The organism is Stenotrophomonas sp. FR010 (assembly GCF_047520755.2).
Taxonomy (GTDB): domain Bacteria; phylum Pseudomonadota; class Gammaproteobacteria; order Xanthomonadales; family Xanthomonadaceae; genus Stenotrophomonas; species Stenotrophomonas sepilia.
Genome location: NZ_JAXBQT020000013.1, coordinates 47147 through 68162 on the forward strand (window position 1 = coordinate 47147; position 21016 = coordinate 68162).

19 protein-coding genes are annotated in these 21016 nt (G+C 64.1%); 18 read left to right on the plus strand and 1 reads right to left on the minus strand.

What is annotated here, in order from left to right; all coding sequences use genetic code 11:
* The first annotated feature begins 119 nt into the window (after positions 1 to 119).
* The 18 genes from ACM0PK_RS13150 (at position 120) to ACM0PK_RS13235 (ending at position 20285) form a co-directional block, all read left to right on the plus strand.
* Positions 120 to 338, plus strand: coding sequence for a DUF6148 family protein (locus ACM0PK_RS13150; RefSeq protein WP_414607146.1), 219 nt, complete (start codon positions 120 to 122; stop codon positions 336 to 338).
* Complete coding sequence (locus tag ACM0PK_RS13155) at positions 338 to 1870, plus strand: phage portal protein (protein ID WP_414607145.1); 1533 nt, start codon at positions 338 to 340, stop codon at positions 1868 to 1870. The genes ACM0PK_RS13150 and ACM0PK_RS13155 overlap by 1 nt, the downstream gene beginning before the upstream one ends.
* Position 1871: 1 nt before the next feature.
* Positions 1872 to 4112 carry a ClpP-like prohead protease/major capsid protein fusion protein gene (locus ACM0PK_RS13160; RefSeq protein WP_414607144.1) on the plus strand — a complete coding sequence of 747 codons (2241 nt, stop codon included), beginning with the start codon at positions 1872 to 1874 and terminating at the stop codon, positions 4110 to 4112.
* Positions 4113 to 4181: 69 nt separating this feature from the next.
* On the plus strand, positions 4182 to 4535 hold the full coding sequence (locus tag ACM0PK_RS13165) for a DUF2190 family protein (RefSeq protein WP_414607143.1): 354 nt from the start codon (positions 4182 to 4184) through the stop codon (positions 4533 to 4535).
* Between the two features lie 80 nt (positions 4536 to 4615).
* Complete coding sequence (locus tag ACM0PK_RS13170; RefSeq protein ID WP_414607142.1) at positions 4616 to 5047, plus strand: structural protein P5; 432 nt, start codon at positions 4616 to 4618, stop codon at positions 5045 to 5047.
* A complete protein-coding gene (locus ACM0PK_RS13175) occupies positions 5047 to 5388 on the plus strand; it encodes a hypothetical protein (RefSeq protein WP_049400519.1) in 342 nt (113 codons plus the stop codon). Before ACM0PK_RS13170 ends, ACM0PK_RS13175 begins: the two co-directional genes overlap by 1 nt.
* Complete coding sequence (locus tag ACM0PK_RS13180; RefSeq protein ID WP_049400518.1) at positions 5385 to 5876, plus strand: lysis system spanin subunit; 492 nt, start codon at positions 5385 to 5387, stop codon at positions 5874 to 5876. The genes ACM0PK_RS13175 and ACM0PK_RS13180 overlap by 4 nt, the downstream gene beginning before the upstream one ends.
* A 23-nt stretch (positions 5877 to 5899) precedes the next feature.
* Entirely contained in the window at positions 5900 to 6196 is a 297-nt protein-coding gene (locus ACM0PK_RS13185) for a head-tail joining protein (protein WP_414607141.1), read from the plus strand.
* On the plus strand, positions 6189 to 6677 hold the full coding sequence (locus tag ACM0PK_RS13190; RefSeq protein WP_414607140.1) for a hypothetical protein: 489 nt from the start codon (positions 6189 to 6191) through the stop codon (positions 6675 to 6677). The genes ACM0PK_RS13185 and ACM0PK_RS13190 overlap by 8 nt, the downstream gene beginning before the upstream one ends.
* A gap of 10 nt (positions 6678 to 6687) precedes the next feature.
* Positions 6688 to 7488 (plus strand): phage tail tube protein, encoded by an 801-nt coding sequence (locus ACM0PK_RS13195; RefSeq protein WP_014646662.1) that lies wholly within the window; start codon positions 6688 to 6690, stop codon positions 7486 to 7488.
* A gap of 70 nt (positions 7489 to 7558) precedes the next feature.
* Positions 7559 to 8209, plus strand: coding sequence for a hypothetical protein (locus ACM0PK_RS13200; protein ID WP_414607139.1), 651 nt, complete (start codon positions 7559 to 7561; stop codon positions 8207 to 8209).
* Positions 8202 to 11948: a Laminin subunit alpha-2 gene (locus ACM0PK_RS13205; RefSeq protein WP_414607138.1), complete on the plus strand. Its 3747-nt coding sequence runs from the start codon at positions 8202 to 8204 to the stop codon at positions 11946 to 11948. The genes ACM0PK_RS13200 and ACM0PK_RS13205 overlap by 8 nt, the downstream gene beginning before the upstream one ends.
* Entirely contained in the window at positions 11948 to 12364 is a 417-nt protein-coding gene (locus ACM0PK_RS13210; RefSeq protein ID WP_015994706.1) for a hypothetical protein, read from the plus strand. Before ACM0PK_RS13205 ends, ACM0PK_RS13210 begins: the two co-directional genes overlap by 1 nt.
* Before the next feature lie 3 nt (positions 12365 to 12367).
* Complete coding sequence (locus ACM0PK_RS13215; protein WP_414607137.1) at positions 12368 to 15973, plus strand: hypothetical protein; 3606 nt, start codon at positions 12368 to 12370, stop codon at positions 15971 to 15973.
* Positions 15970 to 17004 carry a hypothetical protein gene (locus ACM0PK_RS13220; protein WP_279934255.1) on the plus strand — a complete coding sequence of 345 codons (1035 nt, stop codon included), beginning with the start codon at positions 15970 to 15972 and terminating at the stop codon, positions 17002 to 17004. Before ACM0PK_RS13215 ends, ACM0PK_RS13220 begins: the two co-directional genes overlap by 4 nt.
* Positions 17001 to 17318, plus strand: coding sequence for a hypothetical protein (locus ACM0PK_RS13225; RefSeq protein WP_414607136.1), 318 nt, complete (start codon positions 17001 to 17003; stop codon positions 17316 to 17318). The genes ACM0PK_RS13220 and ACM0PK_RS13225 overlap by 4 nt, the downstream gene beginning before the upstream one ends.
* 779 nt (positions 17319 to 18097) lie before the next feature.
* Positions 18098 to 19123 carry a hypothetical protein gene (locus ACM0PK_RS13230; RefSeq protein ID WP_414607135.1) on the plus strand — a complete coding sequence of 342 codons (1026 nt, stop codon included), beginning with the start codon at positions 18098 to 18100 and terminating at the stop codon, positions 19121 to 19123.
* Positions 19124 to 19493: 370 nt separating this feature from the next.
* The gene (locus ACM0PK_RS13235) at positions 19494 to 20285 is read left to right on the plus strand and encodes a DNA adenine methylase (RefSeq protein ID WP_414607134.1); all 792 of its coding nucleotides are present in this window, start codon (positions 19494 to 19496) and stop codon (positions 20283 to 20285) included.
* Between the two features lie 3 nt (positions 20286 to 20288).
* Here ACM0PK_RS13235 and ACM0PK_RS13240 read toward each other — a convergent pair whose 3' ends face one another.
* Complete coding sequence (locus tag ACM0PK_RS13240; protein ID WP_414607133.1) at positions 20289 to 20954, minus strand: SOS response-associated peptidase; 666 nt, start codon at positions 20952 to 20954, stop codon at positions 20289 to 20291.
* Positions 20955 to 21016 lie beyond the last annotated feature (62 nt).

Genomic DNA, 21016 nt, shown 5'->3' on the forward strand with positions numbered 1-21016 from the left:
GTTTCAATGAAAGTGGGGACAAATTAGTTTTCTGCTTCTTTTAAATCAGTTAGTTACGCGGGCTGCTGTCCACGAATTTATTGAGTTCGTGGACAGCGCTATCCGTAGCCTATGTTGTCATGAAGACTGCTCAGGAAATGTTGGATTTCTACATCGACGCGGAGATCGCCGTCCTTTCGGGCCAGACCGTTCGCATCGGTGATCGCCAGTTGTCCCGAGCGGACCTGGCTGAGATTCGTTCCGGTCGGAAAGAGTGGCAGGCTGCGGTCCTGCGTGCAGGCTCGGTTGCCGGTCGTCGGGCGCGCTGGGCGAATGCAGATTTCGGCGGGAAGACCTGATGTCCTCCGCGCAGATCGCCAAGGCACGGTTGGATGCCGCACTCAGCGCGGATCGCGCCATTCAATCGGCGCGGGCTCAGATGGCTCCGGTCATCGCTCGCGCGCACGAAGTCACGCGGCCGTCGCGAAACCGAAAGCTGGCGAGGGACTGGGGCAGTGGCAATGCCATCGCAGGCATGGATGCGCGCCAGCTCCGCGATCAGGCCCGCCATCTGGAGCGTGACCTTGATCTGGCGGACAACGCGTTGAACGTTCTGGTCCAGAACACGGTTGGCGCAGGCATCGACGTGCTCTCTGCACCTCGGCTCCCCGGGCAGCCGATCAACCGCGATCTGGCACTGCAGCTGGACGACCTCTGGGACGCTTGGTGGGACGCGCCCGAGGCCACCCGCACGCACGATTACGGCATGTGCCAGCAGCTGCTGGCACGCAGCTGGTTCCGCGACGGTGATGCGTTCTACCAGGACCTGATCGGCACAGTGCCGTTCTTCGAGCACGGCACTGTTGTGCCGTACAGCTTCGAGATGTTGGAAGCCGACCTGGTGCCGTTGGACTTCAACGATCCGGCGCGCAACATCCTGCAAGGTGTCGAGCGCAACGCCTGGGGTCGGCCTATCGCGTTCCACGTCTACAAGAGTCATCCGGGCGATCCGATGGGGACGCGGCTGGAGACCAAGCGGGTTTCTGCCGAGTTCATGCACTGCATCGCGCTGATGAAGCGCCTGCACCAGGTACGGGGGCTCAGCGTGTTCGCGAGCGCCATGTCCCGATTTGAGGACGTGAAAGACTACGAAGAATCCGAACGCATTGCTGCCAAGGTGGCGGCGTCGATGACGTTCCAGATCAAGAAGGGCAGCGGCGAGCAATACGGCGCGGACTTGGGCGGCCAGGCCATCCTCCAAGACGGTGTTCCGATTCGTGAGCTGCGCCTTGCCCCCGGTGCGATCTTCGATGATCTGTTGCCCGGCGAGTCGATTGAGAGTTTGGGCACCGACCGGCCGAATCCCAATGCCGCCACCTGGCGGAAGGAGCAGTTGCGCGCAGCTGCCGGTGGCATCGGCGTGAGCTATTCCAGCCTGTCGCTGGACTACAACGGAACCTATTCGGCACAGCGTCAGGAGCTGGTCGAGAAGTGGGGCAGCTACTTGATGCTGGCCGAACGCTTCATTGCGCTGTGCGTGCGACCGCAGCGCATGCGTTTCGTGGAGGCATGCGTGCTTTCGGGCCGCGTGCGCCTGCCCCGCGGCTGGACGCTCCGGGACCTGGCCGCTTCAACGTACGTCCGACCGGTGATGCCGTGGATTGATCCGTTGAAGGAGGCCTACGCGCGCGGCGAGGCGGAGGACCGCGGCTGGGTGTCGCCGCAGCAGAACACGCTTCAGTACGGCAACAACCCCGCTGAGGTCCTGCGTCAGCGTCAGGACTGGCAGGAGCAGACCCAGCCCCTTGCGCCGCCGGCGCCTAACACCAGTGCAGAAGCGCGTGCCCAAGTCTTGGGCCAGCTGACGCGCGATCTCTCCAGGAGCGAATGACATGCATGCACGCCTGTTGGCCAGCGCGATCCAGAATACGATCCGCGCGGACGCGGCAACCGAAGCCGAGCTCGGCCCCGCGCTGTATCAGGTCCGCGCGGAGGCCGATGTCGCCGACGTGATGATCTATGGCGCCATCGGTGGCTATCTGTTCGAAGAGTCAGTGTCCGCTGCCGACCTGGTCGAGCGGATCGGCCAGATCACGGCGGGCACCATCCACGTGCGGTTGAACAGCGTCGGTGGTGTCGTCGCCGATGGCATGGCAATCCACAACGCGCTGCAGGCCCATCCGGCGCACAAGATCGTCACCGTGGAGGGGCAGGCCGCTTCCATCGCCTCGCTGATCCTGCAGGCCGGCGATGAGCGCCGTGTCTATGCCAGCTCCTTGGTCATGGTTCATGCGCCGCGTACCGTCGCTGCCGGCAGCGCTACGGCATTTCGTCAGAACGCGGAGGCGCTGGACGCGCACGCGTCGGCAATGTTGGAGGCCTACGCGGCCCGCTCCGGCCGGCGTGAAGAGATGGAGCGACTGCTCAACGACGACGCCGACCACTGGTTCTCCGGTCCGCAGGCCGTAGATGCCGGTCTGGCCGACTTGGTGGTGGATGCCGACCCCGGAGCCACGGCTATGTGGTCGTCGGCATCTACGGTCGCCATTCGCGGCTATTTGCAGTCCATCGAGGGTGCTGGCGCTCCCGTGTTGTCCCAGCTGCGTCGAAGCATCGTCGCCAGCCTCTCTCCGCAAGTATTCGCCTCGCTTCCCGAGGTCAGCCAGTCGGCCGTGATCGGCCATATCGAGGATCCAACCATGAAGAAGCAGTACAGCGCCATCCTCGCGAACGCCGGTCGACAGAGCCCGGCAGTCGCAACCACCGCTGCCGCGCCGGTCACCCCGGTCGTCGCCGCGGCTCCCGTTCCCGCGCCGACGCCGGCCGATCCGGTCCAGGCCGCGCTGAGTGCGTTGCGTGAGCGCAACACCCAGATCCAGGCAATTGCGCTCCCGCACATGGGCAACGCACAGGTCCGTGAGTACGTGGATGGCGTAATGGCGCAGGCAGACTCCAACATCACCGCCGACGCGGTGGGTCGCCACATCCTGGCACTGCTGGGCAGCAACGCTGCACCGCTCAATGGCGGTGCGGCCGTCACCGCTGGTACTGACCAGCGCGATCTGACCCGCTCGGCCATGTCCAATGCGATCCAGGCCCGTGCCGGTCTGGTCCAGGCGACGGACGGTAACGCCTTCCGTGGCATGTCCCTGACCGAGATCGCCCGCGCTTGCGTGCAGCAGGCCGGTGTGGATACCCGTGGTATGGAGCGACTGGAAGTGGTGGGCATGGCCTTCACCCACAGCAGCTCGGACTTCCCGCAGCTGCTGGGAGACGCTTCGCGCCGGGCGCTGCTGCAGGGCTACCAGGAAGTGGAAGAAACCTTCGACCAGTACACCCGCCCGGTGAATGTGAGCGACTTCAAGCCGACCAACCTGGTGGGTCTGGGCGCCTTCTCTGATCTGGATGTCGTCCCGGAAGGCGGGGAGTACAAGCAGGGTTCGTTCTCCGAGCAGTCGCAGGCCATGAAGATCGTGACCTACGGCAAGCTGTTCACCATCACCCGCCAGGCCATCATCAACGACGAACTGGGCGTGTTTGGCGACGTGCCGCGCAAGATGGGCCAGGCGGCACGCCGTACGCTCGCCAAGGCCGTGTTCGATCTGATCAACAGCAACCCGATCCTGGCTGACGGCAAGCGCCTGTTCCATGCTGACCACAAGAACCTGCTCCCGGCTGCACTGATCAGCACCGCCAGCGTCAGCGCGATGCAGGCTGCCATGCGCCTGCAGAAGGATGCGGATGGCAATCTCATCCAGGTGCCGATGCGCGGCCTGCTGACGCCGGTGGCGCTGAGCGGCTTGGCAAAAACCGTGCGCACCGCCCAGTTCGCCGTGGGCGCGGGCGTTGGCAGCAACGACCCCAACATCGTGCGCGAGACCTTCGAAGTCTGGGATGACGGCCGTCTGGACGCCAAGGATGCACAGGCCTGGTACGGCATCTCCAACCCCGCCTACGTGGATGGGATCGTGGTGGGCTACCTCGACGGCAACCAGACACCGTACCTGGAACAGCACCAGGGTTTCACCGTCGATGGCGTGGCTTGGAAGGTGCGCCTGGATGCGGCGCCGGCGATTGCCGATTTCCGCGGCATCTACAAGAACCCCGGTAACCCGGCACCCGCTCAGGGCTGATCGCCCGCCATGGAGATCGCCACGAAAGCGGCGGTCTCCTGAACCCTTTCACGCATCCGGAGAGTATTTATGAAGAACGCACATCAGGACGGTCGCGTGCTCGACGTGACCCTGACCGCTGACACGAAGAGTGGCGAGCTGGTGGTACAGGGCAAGCTGGTTGCCGTCGCTGTGACCGACGGGAAGGCCGGCGAGACCATCGCTACGCACGTCGAAGGCGTGTTCGAGCTGCCCAAGCTGCCGGCCGCCGTGTTCGCTGTCGGTACCGCCGTCAACTGGGACACCGATGCTGGGCATGCGACCGCCGGTGCAGCCGGTGTCGACCAGGTGGGCGACATCGGCTTCGCTGTCTACCCGGCCGAGGCCGGCGCCCTGAACGTTTTCGTCCGGCTGACGCCGGGCTCCGCCGCAGCAGGCGCGTAACCGAACAGGCCGGCACCGCTCACATACGCCCGGGTGGCGTGAGCGGTGCCGGTTCTTCCACAGCGACTACGGGGGATCGCATGGGCACCACCAGCACGCCGCGCGGCGTACGCAACAACAATCCTGGCAACATCGACCGCACCAGCACGCCGTGGCAGGGTGAGGACCGGACAGCTGCGGCTATCGCCCGTGAGCAGCGCTTCTGCGTGTTCCTGACCCCGCAGGCTGGGTTCCGCGCCCTCGCGAAGACCCTGCTCACCTACCAGCGCAAGCACGGCCTGCGCACGGTGAAGGAGATCATCGGGCGCTGGGCCCCACCGGTGGAAAACGATACCGGCGCTTACGTCCGGCAGGTTGCCACCGCCGTTGGTGTTGCGCCTTCGGAAGTCATCCGCTTGGACAACGCGATCACCCTGAGTCGCCTGGCTACGGCCATCGCCAAGCATGAGAACGGAGGCATGTACTGGCGCCCGGATGTGATCGACGCCGGCGTTGCAGAGGCGCTGCGCTGATGGTCGGCGGCGGCGTCACTGGCTCGGCACCCTGGTGGGCTGCTGGCAGCGTGGTAGCGCTGTGGGTGCTACGCGAGACGTGGACGGCGTTCCTCGCGCACAGGAAGGAGCGCACGGAAACCGACGCGAACGTGGATCTCATCAAGGGCCTTTCCGAGCGCATCGGGTTTCTGGAGCAGCGTGTCACTGCTCAGGACGAGCGGCTGCAGGCCGAGATGCAGATGCGCCTCAAGGCGCAGGAGGACGCAAGCGCGCTGCGTATTCGCGTCCGCCAGCTTGAATCCACGCTGCGCGGCCTTGGTGCGGTCATCCCGCCCGAAGACCCGGTAGTGTCCGCATGATCCGCGCCCTCATCGTTGCCATCCTCCTGCTGCTGGCTGTCGTTGTCTGGCAGCGCGGCTCGGTCTCCATCGCGCACCGTGCGGCCGACCAGGCCGCGTCGGCCCGTGACGCTATGGAAGCTGAGCGTGATGCTGCCCGCGCCGAAGCCAATGCCGCGGCCGAAACCCTGAAGGCGGAGCGCAGCAGCGCCGCCGCCGCGAACGCCCTGGCCTCCAAGTACGAAAAGGAAAAGAACGATGCACAGACGGCATCTGATCGCCTTGTCGCTGATCTTCGCGCTGGCAACCAGCGCCTGCACCAGCGTTGGCAAGCGTCCATCGCCACCGCAGAGCTGTCCGCAGCCGCCGCTGCCGCCAGCCAGCCTGATGGTCGAGCCGACGACCGAATCGAAAGTGCGGGCCGAGCTGTTGGCGCCGCCGCCCAGTGCGACGCCCAGGTGAGGGGGCTGCAAGCGTACGCGCTTCTGTGTTCGGGGGGTGTCCGGTGAGCGAGCGGGACTTCTTGCGTCAGATGGACGCAACCATTCATGGTGCGCTGGCAATCGCGGGCATGGTATCCACCGCCACGGTCAAGTCGGAGAAGACCGGCGTCGTGACAGAGGGCGTACGGGCCTACGTCGACCGCGATGTGGAGACCATCGGAGATCTGCAGCAATTCGTTGCTGGACGGGTCGAAATCACCTACCTGCGAGCCGATGTTGACCCGGAGCAGGGTGATCGCGTCGAGGTCGATGGCGAGGACTTCGTGAACGTGAAGAAGCTCAGTGACGACGGCTCACGCAGCCGCTGGCTGGTGCGCCGTGGCTGAGCTGGCTGAACCCCTCTCCTGGCAGCTGGTCGAGTTCTTGCGTGATCGCGTGAAGCTGATCCGCACGTCGGCCGGATTCCGCACCGATATCGGAAGCGGGCTGATCGTGGTGGACGATGATGAGGTGCCCGAGGACCAGTCCGAGCCCGCCACCGTCATCTCGGTCCAGCAGCTCTCGCGGAGTGGAGGCGGTAGCGCGCAGGCCAGTTCCGACGCCGCTATCACCATCGAGTTCGAAGTTCCTCGCGGGAGCGGTCGGGAGAACCCACGGTTGCTGGTTCACCGTGCCAGGCACGACCTGATCCGCGCCCTGACGCTGAACGCCAAGATGCTGCCGATGGGCGTCACCGCCTTCGAACTGCTGACAACCCAGATGGCAACTCTGGAAGACGACGCAGGGCACTCCGCCGTAGTCGCTCAGATCACCGCGCGGGCTGGTCTGACCGAAACCTTCGAGCCCGTCCCCAACCCGAACCCGTAGGAGCAACACCATGGCACAGCCCAAAGTCCGCAAGTTCGCAGGCGATCTGCGTTTCTGGGAGCACGGCGCGAACGGCGCCCGCATTCCCGTCATCCCGGAGCCGGCTGACAAGTTCGGCAACCAGCCGTTGGAACAGTCGTCGCTGACGTTCAGCTACGAAGCTGGCGACTCGGTGGAGATCAAGAGCAAGCGCCGCGACGCACGCTATCAGCAGATCATCCACAAGGATTCCAACCCCGGCGTCACCAGCGTCTCGATCACTGCGCTGGAAGTGCCGACGGCCATCCTGGCGCGCATGCTGTACGGCACGCTGGTGGCCACTCAGGTCGCAGCCGGCACCGCGACGGACGTATCCGTGACTGTGGCTAGCGTGGACACGCCGGTGAAGCTGCCGCACAACTTCCTTCTGTCCGATACCGAGCCGACTTTCAAGAAGGGCACGGTCGACTTGGTCAAGGGCACGGATTACACCCTCGACTCCGCGCATGGCCTGCTGATTCCGAAGTCCGGCGGCCAACTGCAGGCTGGCGATACCGTCGTGGCGAACTACAAGTACGACGCGTATCTGGAAACCGCTATCAGCGGCGGCACCACGCCGAGCAAGTCCTTCCAGATCCTGGGCGACATGCAGGACCGCATCAGCGGCGACGAGGGCTTGCTGACAATCCCGAACGTCGACCTGACCGTGGACGGCGACGTGGACTGGTTCAGCGATGAGCCGATCCAGGTGACCCTGACCGGCCCGGTGATCTTCCAGGCCGGCGAGGCCGATCTCTATACGTTCAAGATCGCAGCGCAGTCGGCGGGCTGAACGAGCTGTTGCGTTCGGCAAAGGGAGGGCGCCCGAACGGCGCCCTCCAAGCATGAATCAGGAACGTTCAGTGGCGTCCAATCGCAACAACAACCTGCTCAAGTACTACGTCAGCGGTCGGCGGGCAAAGGGCTTCCACGGCCTCACCGACCTGGCTGGCGACGTGCTGAACCGGTACGACCTGTCAGTGCAGCGTGCTTTTGTTGGGCTGCAGCGCCGGGCCGGGCCGGCCACTGCGCAGGAGGTGCGCGCCTCCTACAACGTCCGGGCCTCGGCTCTTCGCGGTAAGTACCGAGTGGAGACAGGAGAGCGAGGTTACAGCACCGGCAAGCGCGGCAAGGATGATTTCCTCTCCATCTGGGCAAGTACGCGGCAGATTTCGCTGATCGAGTTCGGTGGCCGTTGGGCCGGCCGTAAGTCCAAAGGCGCGACAGCCAGCATTGGCCTGGGCGAATCGAAGACCTACGACGGTGCCTTCATAGCCACGATCAAGGGTCGCAGGGCCATCCGGGTGCGCAGCTGGGATCGGGCGCGGCAGAAGCGCCACGGCCGTGGCCCGGTACGCATCCTGCGTGGACCCAGCCCGTTCGAGATGCTTTCCGGTGCTGATGGCAATAGTCGGGCCCTGGCGGCGCGGCGTCGCCTGATCGACCGTTTCCACACCACCTATCTGACTGAGCTGCGCCGTCAGTGGCGCGTCAACGGAAACACCAATGGCTGATCGGCTGGAAGAAGCAATCCGCGTTGTCATCGAAACCCGGGGCCGCGAGGGTGTGGAAGAACTGCGCGCGGCGTTTGGCGATCTGGGTGACGTATCGGTCGAGACGGCTGGGAAAGCTTCGAAGCTTTTGGACTCGCTGACCGGCCTGAACGCAGCAGCTGCGAAGGCGGATGCGTACGACGGGATGCTGGCTAACCTTGCCGAGCTGGAGCAGCAGTTTGACGCCAACCAGAAAGCCGCGCTGGCCCTCAGCCTCGGCATCGGCGAGATGGAGAAGCCATCCCGCGAGGTGCTGGCTACCCAGCGTGAGTTGCGCAAGGAGGGCGAGCGCCTGCAGAAGGCGCTCCATGAGCAGTGGGATGCTGTCGCCAAGGCCGATAGCGAGCTGTCCTCGCTGGGCGTCAATACCGCCAACCTGGCCGACCACCAGCAGCGTCTGCGGGTCGAGGCCACACGTAGTGCCGCAGCACTCAGTGAGCAGGCCCGAGCCGCAGCGGCTGAGGCCGAGGCGGGGCGTCGGCGCAAACAGCAGATCGAGGAGGGCGACGCTGCCTTCCGCAGGCAGGCCAACACCAGCAAGGCGGCGGCAAAGGCGTTGGCCGATTACCGGGAGCGCGCTGATGACGCCGCAGCCGGCAGCGGTGACCTGGCATCGGCCACCGAGAGCACTGTTAGCTGGTTTGGCAGGCTCAAGGCGGTAGCAGCTGGCGCGATCGCATTTGTCGGTCTGAACCGAGTGGTCGATGGCATCAAGGCCATCGTGAAGGAAGGGAGCGACGCCGAGCAGGAGCTGGGGCAGCTGGAAGCGGCCTTGCACGCCACGGGGCGCACCAGTGAGTTTACCGCGCAGGGCCTGGCCGCTATGCGGAAGGAGCTTCAGGGTGGGCTGTTCGACGACGGAGAGATCAGCGCCGCCCAGGTGCGCCTGTTGTCCTACACCAACATCGTGGGCGAGCAGTTCCCGGCCGCGATGCAGATCACCATCGACCAGGCTGAGCGGCTGAAAATTTCGCTGGAGTCATCGGCAGAGGTCGTGGGCAAGGCCCTGCAGACTCCGTCCAAGGCTATGGAAAGCCTGAGCAAGCAGGGCTTCACACTGGATGACAGCCAGAAGTCGCTGATCAAGAGCTTGGAAGCCACCGGCCAGGTGGCAAAGGCGCAGTCCATCATCCTTGATCTTCTGGCCGAATCCTACGGCGGCGCGGCCGCAGCCGCGAAGGTGGGCACGATCGCCGGCCTGTGGAAGACCGCCACTGATCGGTTCAAGGACTGGAAGCAGGAAGTTGCCGACCAGGGTGTGCTGACCTACTTCAAGGACCAGCTGAACACGCTTCTGACCACGCTGGATCGCCTTGCGGCCGATGGCAGCCTGTCGCGCTGGGCCAAGCAGACCGCCCAGGCCATCATCACCATGGCCGAGGCGGTGAAGGGCACGACCCAGTGGGTTGTGGACCATGCGCGCGTGATCGGCCTGATGGCCGCCGCGTACGCTCAATTCAAGATCGTCGGCGCGCTGATCCAGCTGAACGCCTGGCGTGCCTCCCTGATTGCGACTACGAACGCTCAGATCGCCAACAACGCAGCGGTTGCCAGCGGAAGCCGTGGCATCGGTCGGCTTGGCGCGCTGTTGCGTGGTCTGCCAAAGATCGTGCCCATTACCGTCGCTGTACTGGGGCTGGAAGCTGCCATGGGCGGTCTGGATGTCCTCAAGACCGTGGCTCAGGACATCTGGAAGCAGCACGACCCGGCGCTGAAGCGTGCCGGTGAAGCGCAGCGGGCTTACATCAGCCAGGTGCGCGACTCCGCGCTGCAGCTGCGTCAGCAGGCGGTGTCCTTCGTCGCATACCGTGACGTGGTGATCAAGTCGGCCGAAGAGGTTGCGAAGCTGGGTGAGGCCGAGCGGCAAGCCTACGAGAAGCGGCTGTCTGGTCTGGAGCAGTACCTCACCGCGCAGGAGGGGTTCCTGCTGATGCAGCAGAAGGCCGGTGTTGCGACGGCAGCGCAGCTGCAGCAGCTGGGCCAGGTCACACAGAGGTTGCTGGACGTCTCCACGGGCTTCGCATCCCTGCAAGCAGGTGTGAAGACCGCCGCTGATGCTCTGTCCAACGGCATTGGTGGCGCTGCTCAGCAGGTTGTGGCGCAGCTTGAAGGCATTGATGGCAACGCAAAGCTGGCGGCTGAGTCCATCCGTAAGATGTTCTCCGGGCTCAACTTTTCCGATACGGCCAGCCTTGCCTCGGTAGGCGAAGCGCTGGGCTTCATCGCCACCCAAGGTGCTGCGGCCCAGCAGAACGTGCGTGATGGCCTTCTCGCGACGCTGCAGCAGCTGTCGGGTGAAGAACTCGCCCGGTTCCAGGGTGCGGCGCAGGCGGCATTTAGCTCGCTGCCACAGGGGGCAGTGAACGCTGCGGCGGTGCTGCAGACCACACTGCTTGCCGCGATGACCAAGCTGGGCGTGGCCTCGGGCCAGCTGGGGGTCAGCTTCACCCAGGCAGGTCGGGATGCCATCGCTGCGTTCGGTGCTGTCACAGAGAACGCCATTGCGACCGGCACGCAGATTGAGGCTGCGTTCAAAGCTGCATTGGGAAATGTGGCAACACTGGACGAGGCACGTACCTTGGGCAGCCTGCTACAGGCTGCGGGCGAGCAAGGGCGCGTCGGCTTTGACTCGGCAGCGAGGTCGGCGTCCGCCCTGAGCGCACGGATTCGCGAGATCCAGGCCGGCCTCAACCCGCTTGCCGATGAGTTCAAACGGCTTGGTATCCAGTCGCAGCAGTCTCTGGATGCGGCCCGTGACTCTGCTTGGGATGCCTTCGAGACCATCCGTAAGGGCGCGGAGAGCGGCAAAGCATCTGTCGAGGATGTCCGCCGTGCGTTCAGGGCGTATGCCGACACGGCAAAGGCTGCTGTCGCTGACAGCGATGCATGGCGCCGCAGCCAGGTGCAGTCCCAGTTGGACGTTCAAGGTGCTATCTACGACACCGGCGATTCGATGGAGCAGCTTGGGGCAAAGGGTGCAACTGCGATGGGGCGTGTTGAGCAGGGCGCTCAGCGGGCCACCGACGCCATGCGTGAAGTTAAGCATGCATCGGATGAGGCCGCGACCGGGGTCGAGCGGGTGGCTGAGGGGGCTTCTGCAGCCGGCGGTAGCTTGGCGAGCGCCTCAACTGCAGCTAAGGGCTTCTCCCTGAGCATGGGTGAGATCTCTCAGAAGACGAGGGACATGCTTAGCCAGATGAGTGGCCCGAACAGCCTTCAGCAATTCGCCAACATCTGGAACTCGCTGTATGCGCAGCGGCAGGAGCTCGCCAAGTACACCGAGGAGCAGAAGCAGCTGCTCGAAGGCATGGACGAGCTCGCAGGCAAGCGAAAGGAGCTGGCCGAGCGCTTTGACCTGGTCGGCGCCAGCGAGCTCGATAGCGTGGTTCAGCTTGAGAACCAAATCGAAGCGAAGCGGCTGGAAAAGGAAAGGGCCGCGAAACAGGCGGCCGAGGAGCGTCGGAAAGCTGCTGTCGCTGAGGCGGAAGCACAGGCGAAGGCCGACGCCTCCCGGATCAAGGCGGGTGAGGCGAAGGAGCAGGTTCTGGTCATTGACTGGAAGGCGCCTACCAAGGAGATCGTTGCTGGCGCGACTGCAGCCGAGCAGCAACAGGCCGAGCGCATCGCGAACATGGTTGCGCCACTGGTGCTCCGCAAGGTTCAGCAAAGCCGATCCGTGTCTGTGCGGGGGAGGCGCTGATGACGCGCATCATTCTGGGAGGCATCGACCTTCCTGCCGATCTCCAGTGGACCGATGAGTTCACCGCCTGGCGTATCGGTCAGCAAGCGCGCACGAGCTTGACCGGTGCGCTGATCGTTCAGGAATCGGCGCGACAGGCTGGACGCCCGATCACCTTGAAAACTTCTCGTGACGGGACGGCATACGTTGGCGTGGTGGACCTTCCAACCCTCCGAGCCCTTCAGGAAAGCGAAAGCGAGGCGCGCCTGGCGCCCATCAATCTCATCATGCCCGCGCACAACGGCGGGGACCGCCCCTTCCAGGTGCGCTGGCGCCGAACCGATGGCCCGGCGATCGAAGTTGAGCCAACTCGCTTCGCAGTACCGGCACTGGATGCCGACCTCTTCTCTATCACTCTTCGCCTTATGACGGTGTAATACATGACGATCTCCGCTATCGATATCAAGCTGCGCCAGTCGCAGCGACTCACCGACAACCCCGACGGTGGTGGCCGGATGGTGCAAGCCGAGATCATCGACGGCGCCATGAACAATCTTTTCCCCGATATTGGCGATGAAGAACGCACAACGGGGCGAACGACTCTGCGCAAGCTGTTCGTGCATCTGGATACGGCTGCGCCGGACGTGCTGAAGGATGCGATCGGCGTGCTGATCGACCCGCCGAGCGACCCTCGTGTGACCGTGAGCATGTTCGCGACCGGGTCGTACAGCGATGTTCGGCTGGATGCCAAGAACCGCGTCGAGAGCTACATCACGCGCGGCACCGAGTCCAGGTTCATCCTGATGGGCAACCATTTCAGCGGCCAGATGACGATGCTGGTCTATACCACGTCAGATGCGCCCAGCCCCGACATCAATGACAACTTCAGCCTGTTGACCCTCGCCGGCTCCGGGCATGATGAGGCGGAGCAGTACGTTCGCGTGAAGACCGTTCTCTCCAGGACCACTCGCACCTTCACGGACGATCAAGGCGCATTCGAGCGCGATGTTCTCGTGATCGAGTTGATCAACCCGCTGCTGCGGAACTTCTTCGGACAGGAGGTCGTGCGCTACAGCGCAACAAAGCCGGCCACCCGCGTGTATGAGACAAATGTGGTTGACGCGACGAGCTACCACAGCGTCAAGCGCCTCTCTGCGGCTGCCAAGCCTGGCGACCTCTCTGTGGTCGTCGACACGCCGTATGTACCGATTGTCCCCACCTCCACGGCGGAGACGCCGGTGAGCGACGTTCTGGCTGGCATGGGCACCATCAGTCACGTGCAGTCCGGGCCGGTCGGGAGCTTGAGCCAAACGTTCTCCGCGAGCTTCAATGCCGGCGTGGCGGTCAACCGCTACTTGGGCACCGGTGTGGCAGTGGGTAGCGTCAAAGTCATGGCTGGAAGCGTCGAGCTGGTAGATGACGGCAGCGGTGCCCTGGAATCGGCGGCGGTGACTCCCTGGAGCGGAAGCGTCGACTACCAATCCGGGGTGATAACGATCTCCCACGCTACGGGCGTCGGATTGACCAGCCTGAGCATCTCCGCCACTCCTGCCGGCTCAATCTCGGTGCAGGGCTACACCGACGAGATCACGGTGACCCAGAACAACCAGGGAATGGTCTGGTTGATGCAGCTGACCCCTCTGCCGGCGCCTGGGACGATCACTGTCGACTATCGGGCTCTCGGGCGTTGGGTGAGGCTGAGCGATAACGGGAAGGGGCAGCTGGTTGGCAAGCCGGGTCAGGGCGGTGGCACCATCAACTACATGACCGGCTCGGTCGTCCTGACGGCCGGGGCTTTGCCGGACCTGAAGAGCAGCATCATTGGCGCGTGGGGCACGGCGGTTGTGGCAGAGCCTCGGACGGGCGATGCGGCCATTTTGCCGCCCGCGTTGCACTTCACGTTGGGGGAGGGGACCGCGATCCCGGGCAGTGTTCACATGCTGCTCCGCGTCGGCGGGGCTGACGTCGAGGTGACCGATAACGGCGTGGGTGGTCTGCTTGTCGGGGGACAGCTACGCGGCTCGATCGCGTATGCGACAGGTGAGGTAACGCTGCGGCCGGCGACCCTGCCGGACGCTGATAGCCAGGTGTCGGTCACATATGACTGGGGCCAGCAGCTCAATGCGGCCCCACAACCGGTGCCGGACGGTTCCGGGATCGTCTCCTTTGTGCTGCCGCAGGGGCCTGTGCGACCGGGGTCGGTGCTCCTTGATTGGGTGATCAGCGTGCGCCGTGATCGCGACGACATCTCGTCAGCGCCGCAGCCAATGCGTGCGATCGCCAAGGATGATGGCAATGGAAACCTCCGGGCCGTCTCGGTGGGTGACGCCAGTGCCGACACGGTGTTGGGCTCGGTGAACTATGCGACCGGGGCGGTAAGCCTGCAGGCTGGAAAGTTCATGGTCCGCCAGGTGTCCTACCCGCAGTACGAGCTTCAGTCCGGGCGGCTGAAGGTGGTGGGGTACGGCCGCTTGGATGTGCTCGCTGAGTTTTCTGCTGGCACTATCATCTCAGTCGCTTGGCTGTTGTCGGGCGACTCCTCGCAGCAAGCGCAGGAGAGCTTGCCGCTGCCCGCGATGCAGCTGCAGCTGACGCCCACCACCAGTGATAGCGTCGTTCCTGGTAGCGTGCGCTTCAGTTTCCGTGGGCGGACATACGTGGACCGCAGCGGCGGCCTGTATCACAGCATCGACCCTGCCACTGGCGCGGGTGTTTACGCCGGCACGATCGATTACACGTCGGGAGTGGTGAATCTGTCGCAGTGGGTGCCAGGCGGAAGCAATCAGGTCCAGATCCTCTCCCTGCTGACCCGAATCGCTGACCCGGGCGTTGCGTTCATCTTCTTCCGCGCCCCGGGCTCCCCTCTTCGACCGGGCATGTTCACGTTGAGGGCCAGCCGCCTCGACGGTGAGCTGCTGACTGCGACGGCTGATATCAATGGTGATATCGCCACCTCCCAGATGCGGGGCACGGTCGATTGGGAGAGCGGTGTCGTCAAGGTGCAGTTCGGCGAGCTCGTGCCCGTCGCCGGCAATGAGGGAATGCCCTGGTTCGACCCCGCATTGGTGGAAGGGGACCGCGTCTGGCGGCCGGCTCTGGTCCTGCCTGGCTCGATCTACATGGGAGCCGTCGTCTATCGGTCTATCCCCCTGTCTGAGGTCGTGATCGGCCTCTCATCTGTTCGCCTTCCCAGCGACGGCCGTGTTCCAGCGTTCAAGCCCGGGCAGACGGTCCTGATTCACCACACGGCAAAGCACAGCGTTGCGGAGCCCCAGGCGAATCAGGTGCTGAGCTTTGGCCGGACGCGTATCGCAGGGCTGGAAGTCAGGGACGCGGCTGGGAAGCCCGTGGATAGCGCTTGGTACACCGCTGACCTTGATGCAGGGAGCCTGACCTTCAGCGATCCGCTCAACCTTTCCGCATACACGCTGCCAATCGTAGTGAGCGAGCGTGTCGAGGACCGGCGTTTGGTGGTCCAGCCGCAGATCACAGGAGAAATTGAAATCAACACCGGCTTGACCCACGACTACCCGGCTGGCGAATCCCTCATCAGTACGGCGCTGCGGCTTGGCGAGGCGAATGGATCACTAGACCTGCAGGCGCGGGTCGAGAGCCTGTTCGATCAGGCCGCGTGGACCGGAGCCTGGAGCAACATTCCGATTGGCAGCCCGGCGCCTGGCACCTACAACGACACGGACTTCCCTCTCGACGTGACCAACAGCGACGCCATAACGGAAAGGTGGGCTGTGCGGTTCACCAGTTCGACGAATTTTGAAGTCATGGGGGAGACGGTGGGCGTGATCGCCACTGGGAGTACCACAACGGACCTTGCGCCCATCAACCCTCGCACCAACAAGGCGTACTTCAGCATGCGGGCTGCTGGCTGGGGTGGTGGTTGGTCGGTGAACAATGTCGTGCGATTCAATACCGTGGGCGGCTTGGCACCGGTGTGGATGGCGCGGACCACGCTACCTGGTACGCCGGCAGGCGCGACCGACTCCACACGGCTGATGGTCGTGGGCAACGTTGCTGGAGGTGCCCAGTGACGTTGATACCTATCGTCTACCGCAGCACTGATCCGGGAGCGCCTATTCTTAACGGCCAGGCCGGCTCATTGCTTGCCGTGCTCAACGCGATCCTGGTGACAGGGTATGGGGATGGAGCATCCGCGAAGCCTGGCGCAGGCTGGACTCGCCCCTACGCCAGTTCTTCTGTGCAGGTGTTCCGAAACAGTGCTACGACGGGCTCTGGCACCTATTTGCGAGTGCGCGACGATGCATCGGCTGCAACGTTGAACACGGGTTGTCTGGCTCAATTGTTTGCCTACAGTTCGATGTCCGACATTGACACCGGCGCGGATCAAACCCCCAGCGCTGCGCTACAGGCCCGTGGCTCATTCATTGCGAAGGCGCCGACAACAACCGCCGACGCTCGGAGCTGGATTGCCATAGCGACGGAGATTGGTTTCTACCTTTTTACGGCGTGGAGCAACTTTGGCAACGGCCTTGGCCCCTATTACTACGGCGACATTGACACGACAGTCTCGGGCGATGTTTTCCCCTTCGTGATGTTCGGCTCGAACGATCTGACGTTCTACACCCCGGCTTGGAACGCCGACGTCTGCTCGTTGTTCTTTGCATCGCCTTTAGGAGTCGCGGTCGAAGGAGTGTCCAGTCGCGACAATTCGTACGTTCCCGGTGGATTTGTGGTGCGCAGCTACAGCGGCGGGCAGAATGCTCCAGGTCGGGTCGCCACTACTGGGATCGATCCGCCTGCAGGTGGGCAGAACAGGCGTTCATATGGCTCCGGGGCATACCCTGTGGGCCCAGACCGTGCGCACGGGGGATACAACTACATGCGCGCAGCAGTGCGTGAAGCGCCGTTCGCCTTGCGTGGTCACTTGCCGGGAATTCTGGTGCCGCTGCATGCCCGGCCGCACGCAGAGGGCAGCGTAGTGCCCTTCATCGAAGGAATCGGGCTCGGTCAGTGGCTGGCTGTGAACTACAACGTTGTAGAGCCCGATGTCGCCGATCGCAACGGCCAAGTGCTGTTCCGCCTGGATGCGCCCTGGCGATGATTCATGGAACCTTCTATCGCAGTTGGGGTCCCCGAGGCGGCGACGGCTTCCTCGGCGGAAACGCGCCGGAGGGCGAGGACGACGGCCGGGCGAAGATCATGAATGTGCCGAGTCGCGTGTACATCCAGGTTTATGCGATGCAGGACGCCGTCACCTTCCAGTACCTCGCGTCAGTACTGAGCGGCCCAGATGGCGTGTGGCGTCTTCAAGGTATCGATCGAAAGCTGAGGTACCGGCTGATCGGTACTGATGTGGCTGGCAGGGTCAACTCAGCCATCCAAGACGGGGTAGTGCCGGCAAAGATGGAGCCATGATGGCCCAGGGTGGGGCGTTTGTTCGGCTGAACCTTGGTCCGCGCTTCGGTGGCAGTGGCGGCTTCGCGTCACTGAATCTCGGTGTCGACTGGGATGAGAATCCTGTTGAGCCCGTATTGCGAGGTCTTTCGCTAGCCGCCGCTATCACCTGGAGGGGGGCTGCACAGGCCACGCGCTTGACCAGTGTCGGCTGGGGAGCGTCCACGTCCCTTCGGTGCTTGCGGCTCGTGCCATGGGGAGGCGCGTCGCGCGTCGATGGTTCTACGTCAGTGGCTTGGGATGTTGCCCCACGCATAGCCGGCCAGGTCGGTCTGCGATGGGGAAATGCCGCTCGTACGGGCGAGGACATCCTGCTCATGTGGAGCGGGTTGCCGCAGGCGTCCCGATGCCTTCTAGCGTCATGGCGAGGCTGGCTCAGCGTTGCGGGGACCTGCTGTCGCATCGTGTGGATGCGCGGCTCGCCTGTCCGTGGGGATAGGAAGCTGTCGTGGCAGGGTGCGCCCAAGAGGACGAGCGCAATCTGGTCCGATGGCTGGAAACACCTCGGAGCAACCAGGCGATATGGTCGCTTGCCTTGGGGGACTGCGAGGCCGGTGCAGTGGGTTACCCGCCCTCCGGTCAAGCCGGACCCTGATCCAGATCCGGAGCCCGGCGTCCCGCCAGGTCATTCCGTTTCGCTGAACTTGGGTTGCCCCCTGGTCGGGGTTCCCGGTCTTGCCCCCCTCAACCTTGGGACCACAGCGTGCTACGTGGTTCGCCCACAACGCAGGACATATGTCGTGATCAATGAAGTTTCGTTCGTCCGCCTTCCTGACCGGACGCCTATCGAAGTGTCGAGGATCTCCCTCAGCGCAAGCAGAAGCGCTTGGGGGTGGACCTTCGACGTGGAGCTGGCCGACCCAACGCAGCTGCCCCTGCTGAAGCCAACAGCGGCGGGCCCTCGCCAGTTTGAGGTATCCCTGAATGGCCATGTGTGGACCGGCATCATCGAGAGCTTCCAGAAGCAGCGGGAGTTTGCCGATGGCGGAGTTCGGCTCAGTGGCAGGTCGCGAACAGCTCTGCTCGCGGCTCCGTACGCGCCGGCAAGGGTGAAAGTCGCTAACGAGGACAGGAGCATGGCTCAACTGGTTGCTGAAGAGCTGGCTGATACGGGATTTACCAGCGAGTACCAGACGGTCGATTGGACGGTTCCTGGTGGTGCTTGGTTCTATGACGCCAGCACGCCGCTTGAGGCGATTAGCGCGCTGGCAGAGGCGAGCGGGGCGGTGGTCCAGTCCCATCCGCAGGATTTGTCACTTCACGTCCGTGCGAGCTACCCGACCAGCCCATGGCTCTGGCGCGAGACCCAGCCCGCGCATGTCGTGCAGGAGGACATTGTGCTGACCGAGAGCTTGCAGATGCGGAGCGCGCCACTGTACGACGCCGTCGTGGTGACCGGCGAGATTCCGGGCAAAGGAGTCACCTGCAAGGTGCGTAAGGCTGGAGAGGCGGGGCAGCTCTACGCCCAGCAGGTGAGCAGCCCGCTGATCAGCGTAGCTGCAGCAGGCGCTGAGCGAGGACGCAACGTTCTGAGCGATCGCGGTGAGCAGGCAGCCGTGGACTTGACCGTTCCCCTCTTTCCGAAGCCACTGAAGGCGGGGGAAGTGGGGGCCATCATGCCTTTGGATCTGGTGGAGGTCGTCGCCGCTGAGGGCACATGGCACGGCCAATGCGAGTCCTTGCGCATCGAGGTTGTGATCGACCAGCAGGCCGTTGTGATTGAACAGACCGCCACTATCGAGAGGCACTACACCGATGCGGACTGACCTGTGGGATCAATTCGGCGAGCTGGTGACCAGTAGCCCCCGATTGCTGGCGACAGTCACCGCCCACAACAGTGACGGAACCAGCACGCTGACCACTTATGACGGAGTGCAGATGCGGGCGTTTGGTCAGCTCCAGCTGCCCATCCCCTACAACGTGTGGGTTCGGGCTGGGCGCCTAGTTGAGGCCGCCCCCAATTTGCCCCTCATCGAAGTAACCGTCTAGCAAGACAGGGCGCCGCCCGGATGCCGGCAAGCATTCGGGCGGCGCCGCAACACAGGTGATCTCAGCACCTGGCATTGGCCGCAGCCCCGTCGCCCTCGCGAGAGCGGCGGGATTGTCGGCTTCCCCTATCGCAAATACTGAGAAACCATGCCAAAGCCAATCATTTCCTGGCCGGGCGGCAAGCGCCGCCTCCTGAAGCACCTCTATCCGCACTTCCCGACCCACGACTGCTACGTCGAGGCATTCGCAGGCGGTGCCGCGTCGTTGCTCATGCGGCCGTACCCAGCACAGTTGGAGGTGCTCAACGACATCAACGGCGAGCTGGTGTCGCTGTACCGGTGTGTACGCCACCACCTGGATGAGTTCGTGCGGATGTTCCGCTGGTCCCTGGTCTCGCGACAGATGTTCGAGTGGGCACAGATGGAGCGCCCGGAGACCCTGACCGACATCCAGCGCGCAGCGCGGTTCTACTACCTGCAAAAGCTTGCATTCGGCGGCAAGGTACAGGGGCAATCGTTCGGTGTGGTGACGGCTGGTGGGCCGCGATTGAACCTTCTGCGCATTGAAGAGGAACTGAGCGCGGTGCATCTTCGCCTGGCGAACACCGTAATCGAGTGCCTGCCATGGCAGGAGTGCGTGCGGCGCTACGATCGCCCGGGAACACTGTTCTACCTTGATCCGCCCTACTGGGAAACCGAGGGCTATGGCGTTGAGTTCCCGTTTGCTGAGTACGAGGCGATGGCCGAGCTGATGCGCACCTCGGCTGGCCGGTTCGTGGTCTCGATCAATGACCATCCTGAGATCCGCGAGGTCTTCGCCGGCTTCGACCTGGTGCCGCTCCAGTTGGACTACACCATTGGTGGCGGGCAGGGGAGAGGGAAGAAGTTCGGGGAGCTGATCATTAAGAGCTGGGACGACAGCCAGGCCAGCTTGCTCTAGGCATCACGCGACCTGGTGGAGCAGGTCTTCGCGATTGTTGCGTGGCGTGTTGACGGCGCGAGTGACCCTGTACGCCTCCATGGATGGAGGCGAGCTTGCCAGCAGCATCGCCATGGCGTCGTCGGGGCTGGCCGCCATCCACTCATCGATCTGGCTTGCGAGCAGCCACACCGGCATGCGGTCGTGGATGTCGGCCGAGACGCCGCTGCTGTCGCCGGTGATGATGGTGAAGGTGCCCAGGTTGCCGTCGGGCAGCAGGGGGCTGGTGTCCTCCCACAGGCCAGCGGCCAGCAACGGCTCGGCGGCGTGGATGAACCAGGGGTCTTTCTTCCCGTCCTCGGGGCTGACCGACCATTCGTAGTAGCCGGCCATGGGGATGACGCAGCGGCGCTTTTTGAAGGCCGACCGGAACGCCGGCTTGGTGGACACCGTCTCGATCCGGGCGTTGATGGTCGAGCCCTGCAGGCCCTTGGCCTTGGCCCAGAATGGCAGCAGACCCCACGCCAGCCGGGTGACCCGCCGGCCTTCGCCCCGGTCCAGAATCACCGAGGCGCGTTGTGTCGGCGCGAGGTTGTAACTGGGCTGGATCTCGGTCAGGCCGGGGGCAAGGTCAGCCAGCCCCGACTGGCCGAAGTCGATCACGGGGAGCTGGACGAATCGGCCGCACATGGCCGGAGGGTAACCCTGTCGGCCGTGGCCGGGGCGTGATCCCGAACGGTTCAGCCGGTGAA

Coding starts and splice junctions, on each gene's coding strand:
- ACM0PK_RS13150 (WP_414607146.1), top strand. CDS start 120: ATGAAGACTGCTCAGGAAATGTTGGATTTCTACATCGACGCGGAGATC.
- ACM0PK_RS13155 (WP_414607145.1), top strand. CDS start 338: ATGTCCTCCGCGCAGATCGCCAAGGCACGGTTGGATGCCGCACTCAGC.
- ACM0PK_RS13160 (WP_414607144.1), top strand. CDS start 1,872: ATGCATGCACGCCTGTTGGCCAGCGCGATCCAGAATACGATCCGCGCG.
- ACM0PK_RS13165 (WP_414607143.1), top strand. CDS start 4,182: ATGAAGAACGCACATCAGGACGGTCGCGTGCTCGACGTGACCCTGACC.
- ACM0PK_RS13170 (WP_414607142.1), top strand. CDS start 4,616: ATGGGCACCACCAGCACGCCGCGCGGCGTACGCAACAACAATCCTGGC.
- ACM0PK_RS13175 (WP_049400519.1), top strand. CDS start 5,047: ATGGTCGGCGGCGGCGTCACTGGCTCGGCACCCTGGTGGGCTGCTGGC.
- ACM0PK_RS13180 (WP_049400518.1), top strand. CDS start 5,385: ATGATCCGCGCCCTCATCGTTGCCATCCTCCTGCTGCTGGCTGTCGTT.
- ACM0PK_RS13185 (WP_414607141.1), top strand. CDS start 5,900: ATGGACGCAACCATTCATGGTGCGCTGGCAATCGCGGGCATGGTATCC.
- ACM0PK_RS13195 (WP_014646662.1), top strand. CDS start 6,688: ATGGCACAGCCCAAAGTCCGCAAGTTCGCAGGCGATCTGCGTTTCTGG.
- ACM0PK_RS13205 (WP_414607138.1), top strand. CDS start 8,202: ATGGCTGATCGGCTGGAAGAAGCAATCCGCGTTGTCATCGAAACCCGG.
- ACM0PK_RS13210 (WP_015994706.1), top strand. CDS start 11,948: ATGACGCGCATCATTCTGGGAGGCATCGACCTTCCTGCCGATCTCCAG.
- ACM0PK_RS13215 (WP_414607137.1), top strand. CDS start 12,368: ATGACGATCTCCGCTATCGATATCAAGCTGCGCCAGTCGCAGCGACTC.
- ACM0PK_RS13225 (WP_414607136.1), top strand. CDS start 17,001: ATGATTCATGGAACCTTCTATCGCAGTTGGGGTCCCCGAGGCGGCGAC.
- ACM0PK_RS13235 (WP_414607134.1), top strand. CDS start 19,494: ATGCCAAAGCCAATCATTTCCTGGCCGGGCGGCAAGCGCCGCCTCCTG.
- ACM0PK_RS13240 (WP_414607133.1), bottom strand. CDS start 20,954: ATGTGCGGCCGATTCGTCCAGCTCCCCGTGATCGACTTCGGCCAGTCG.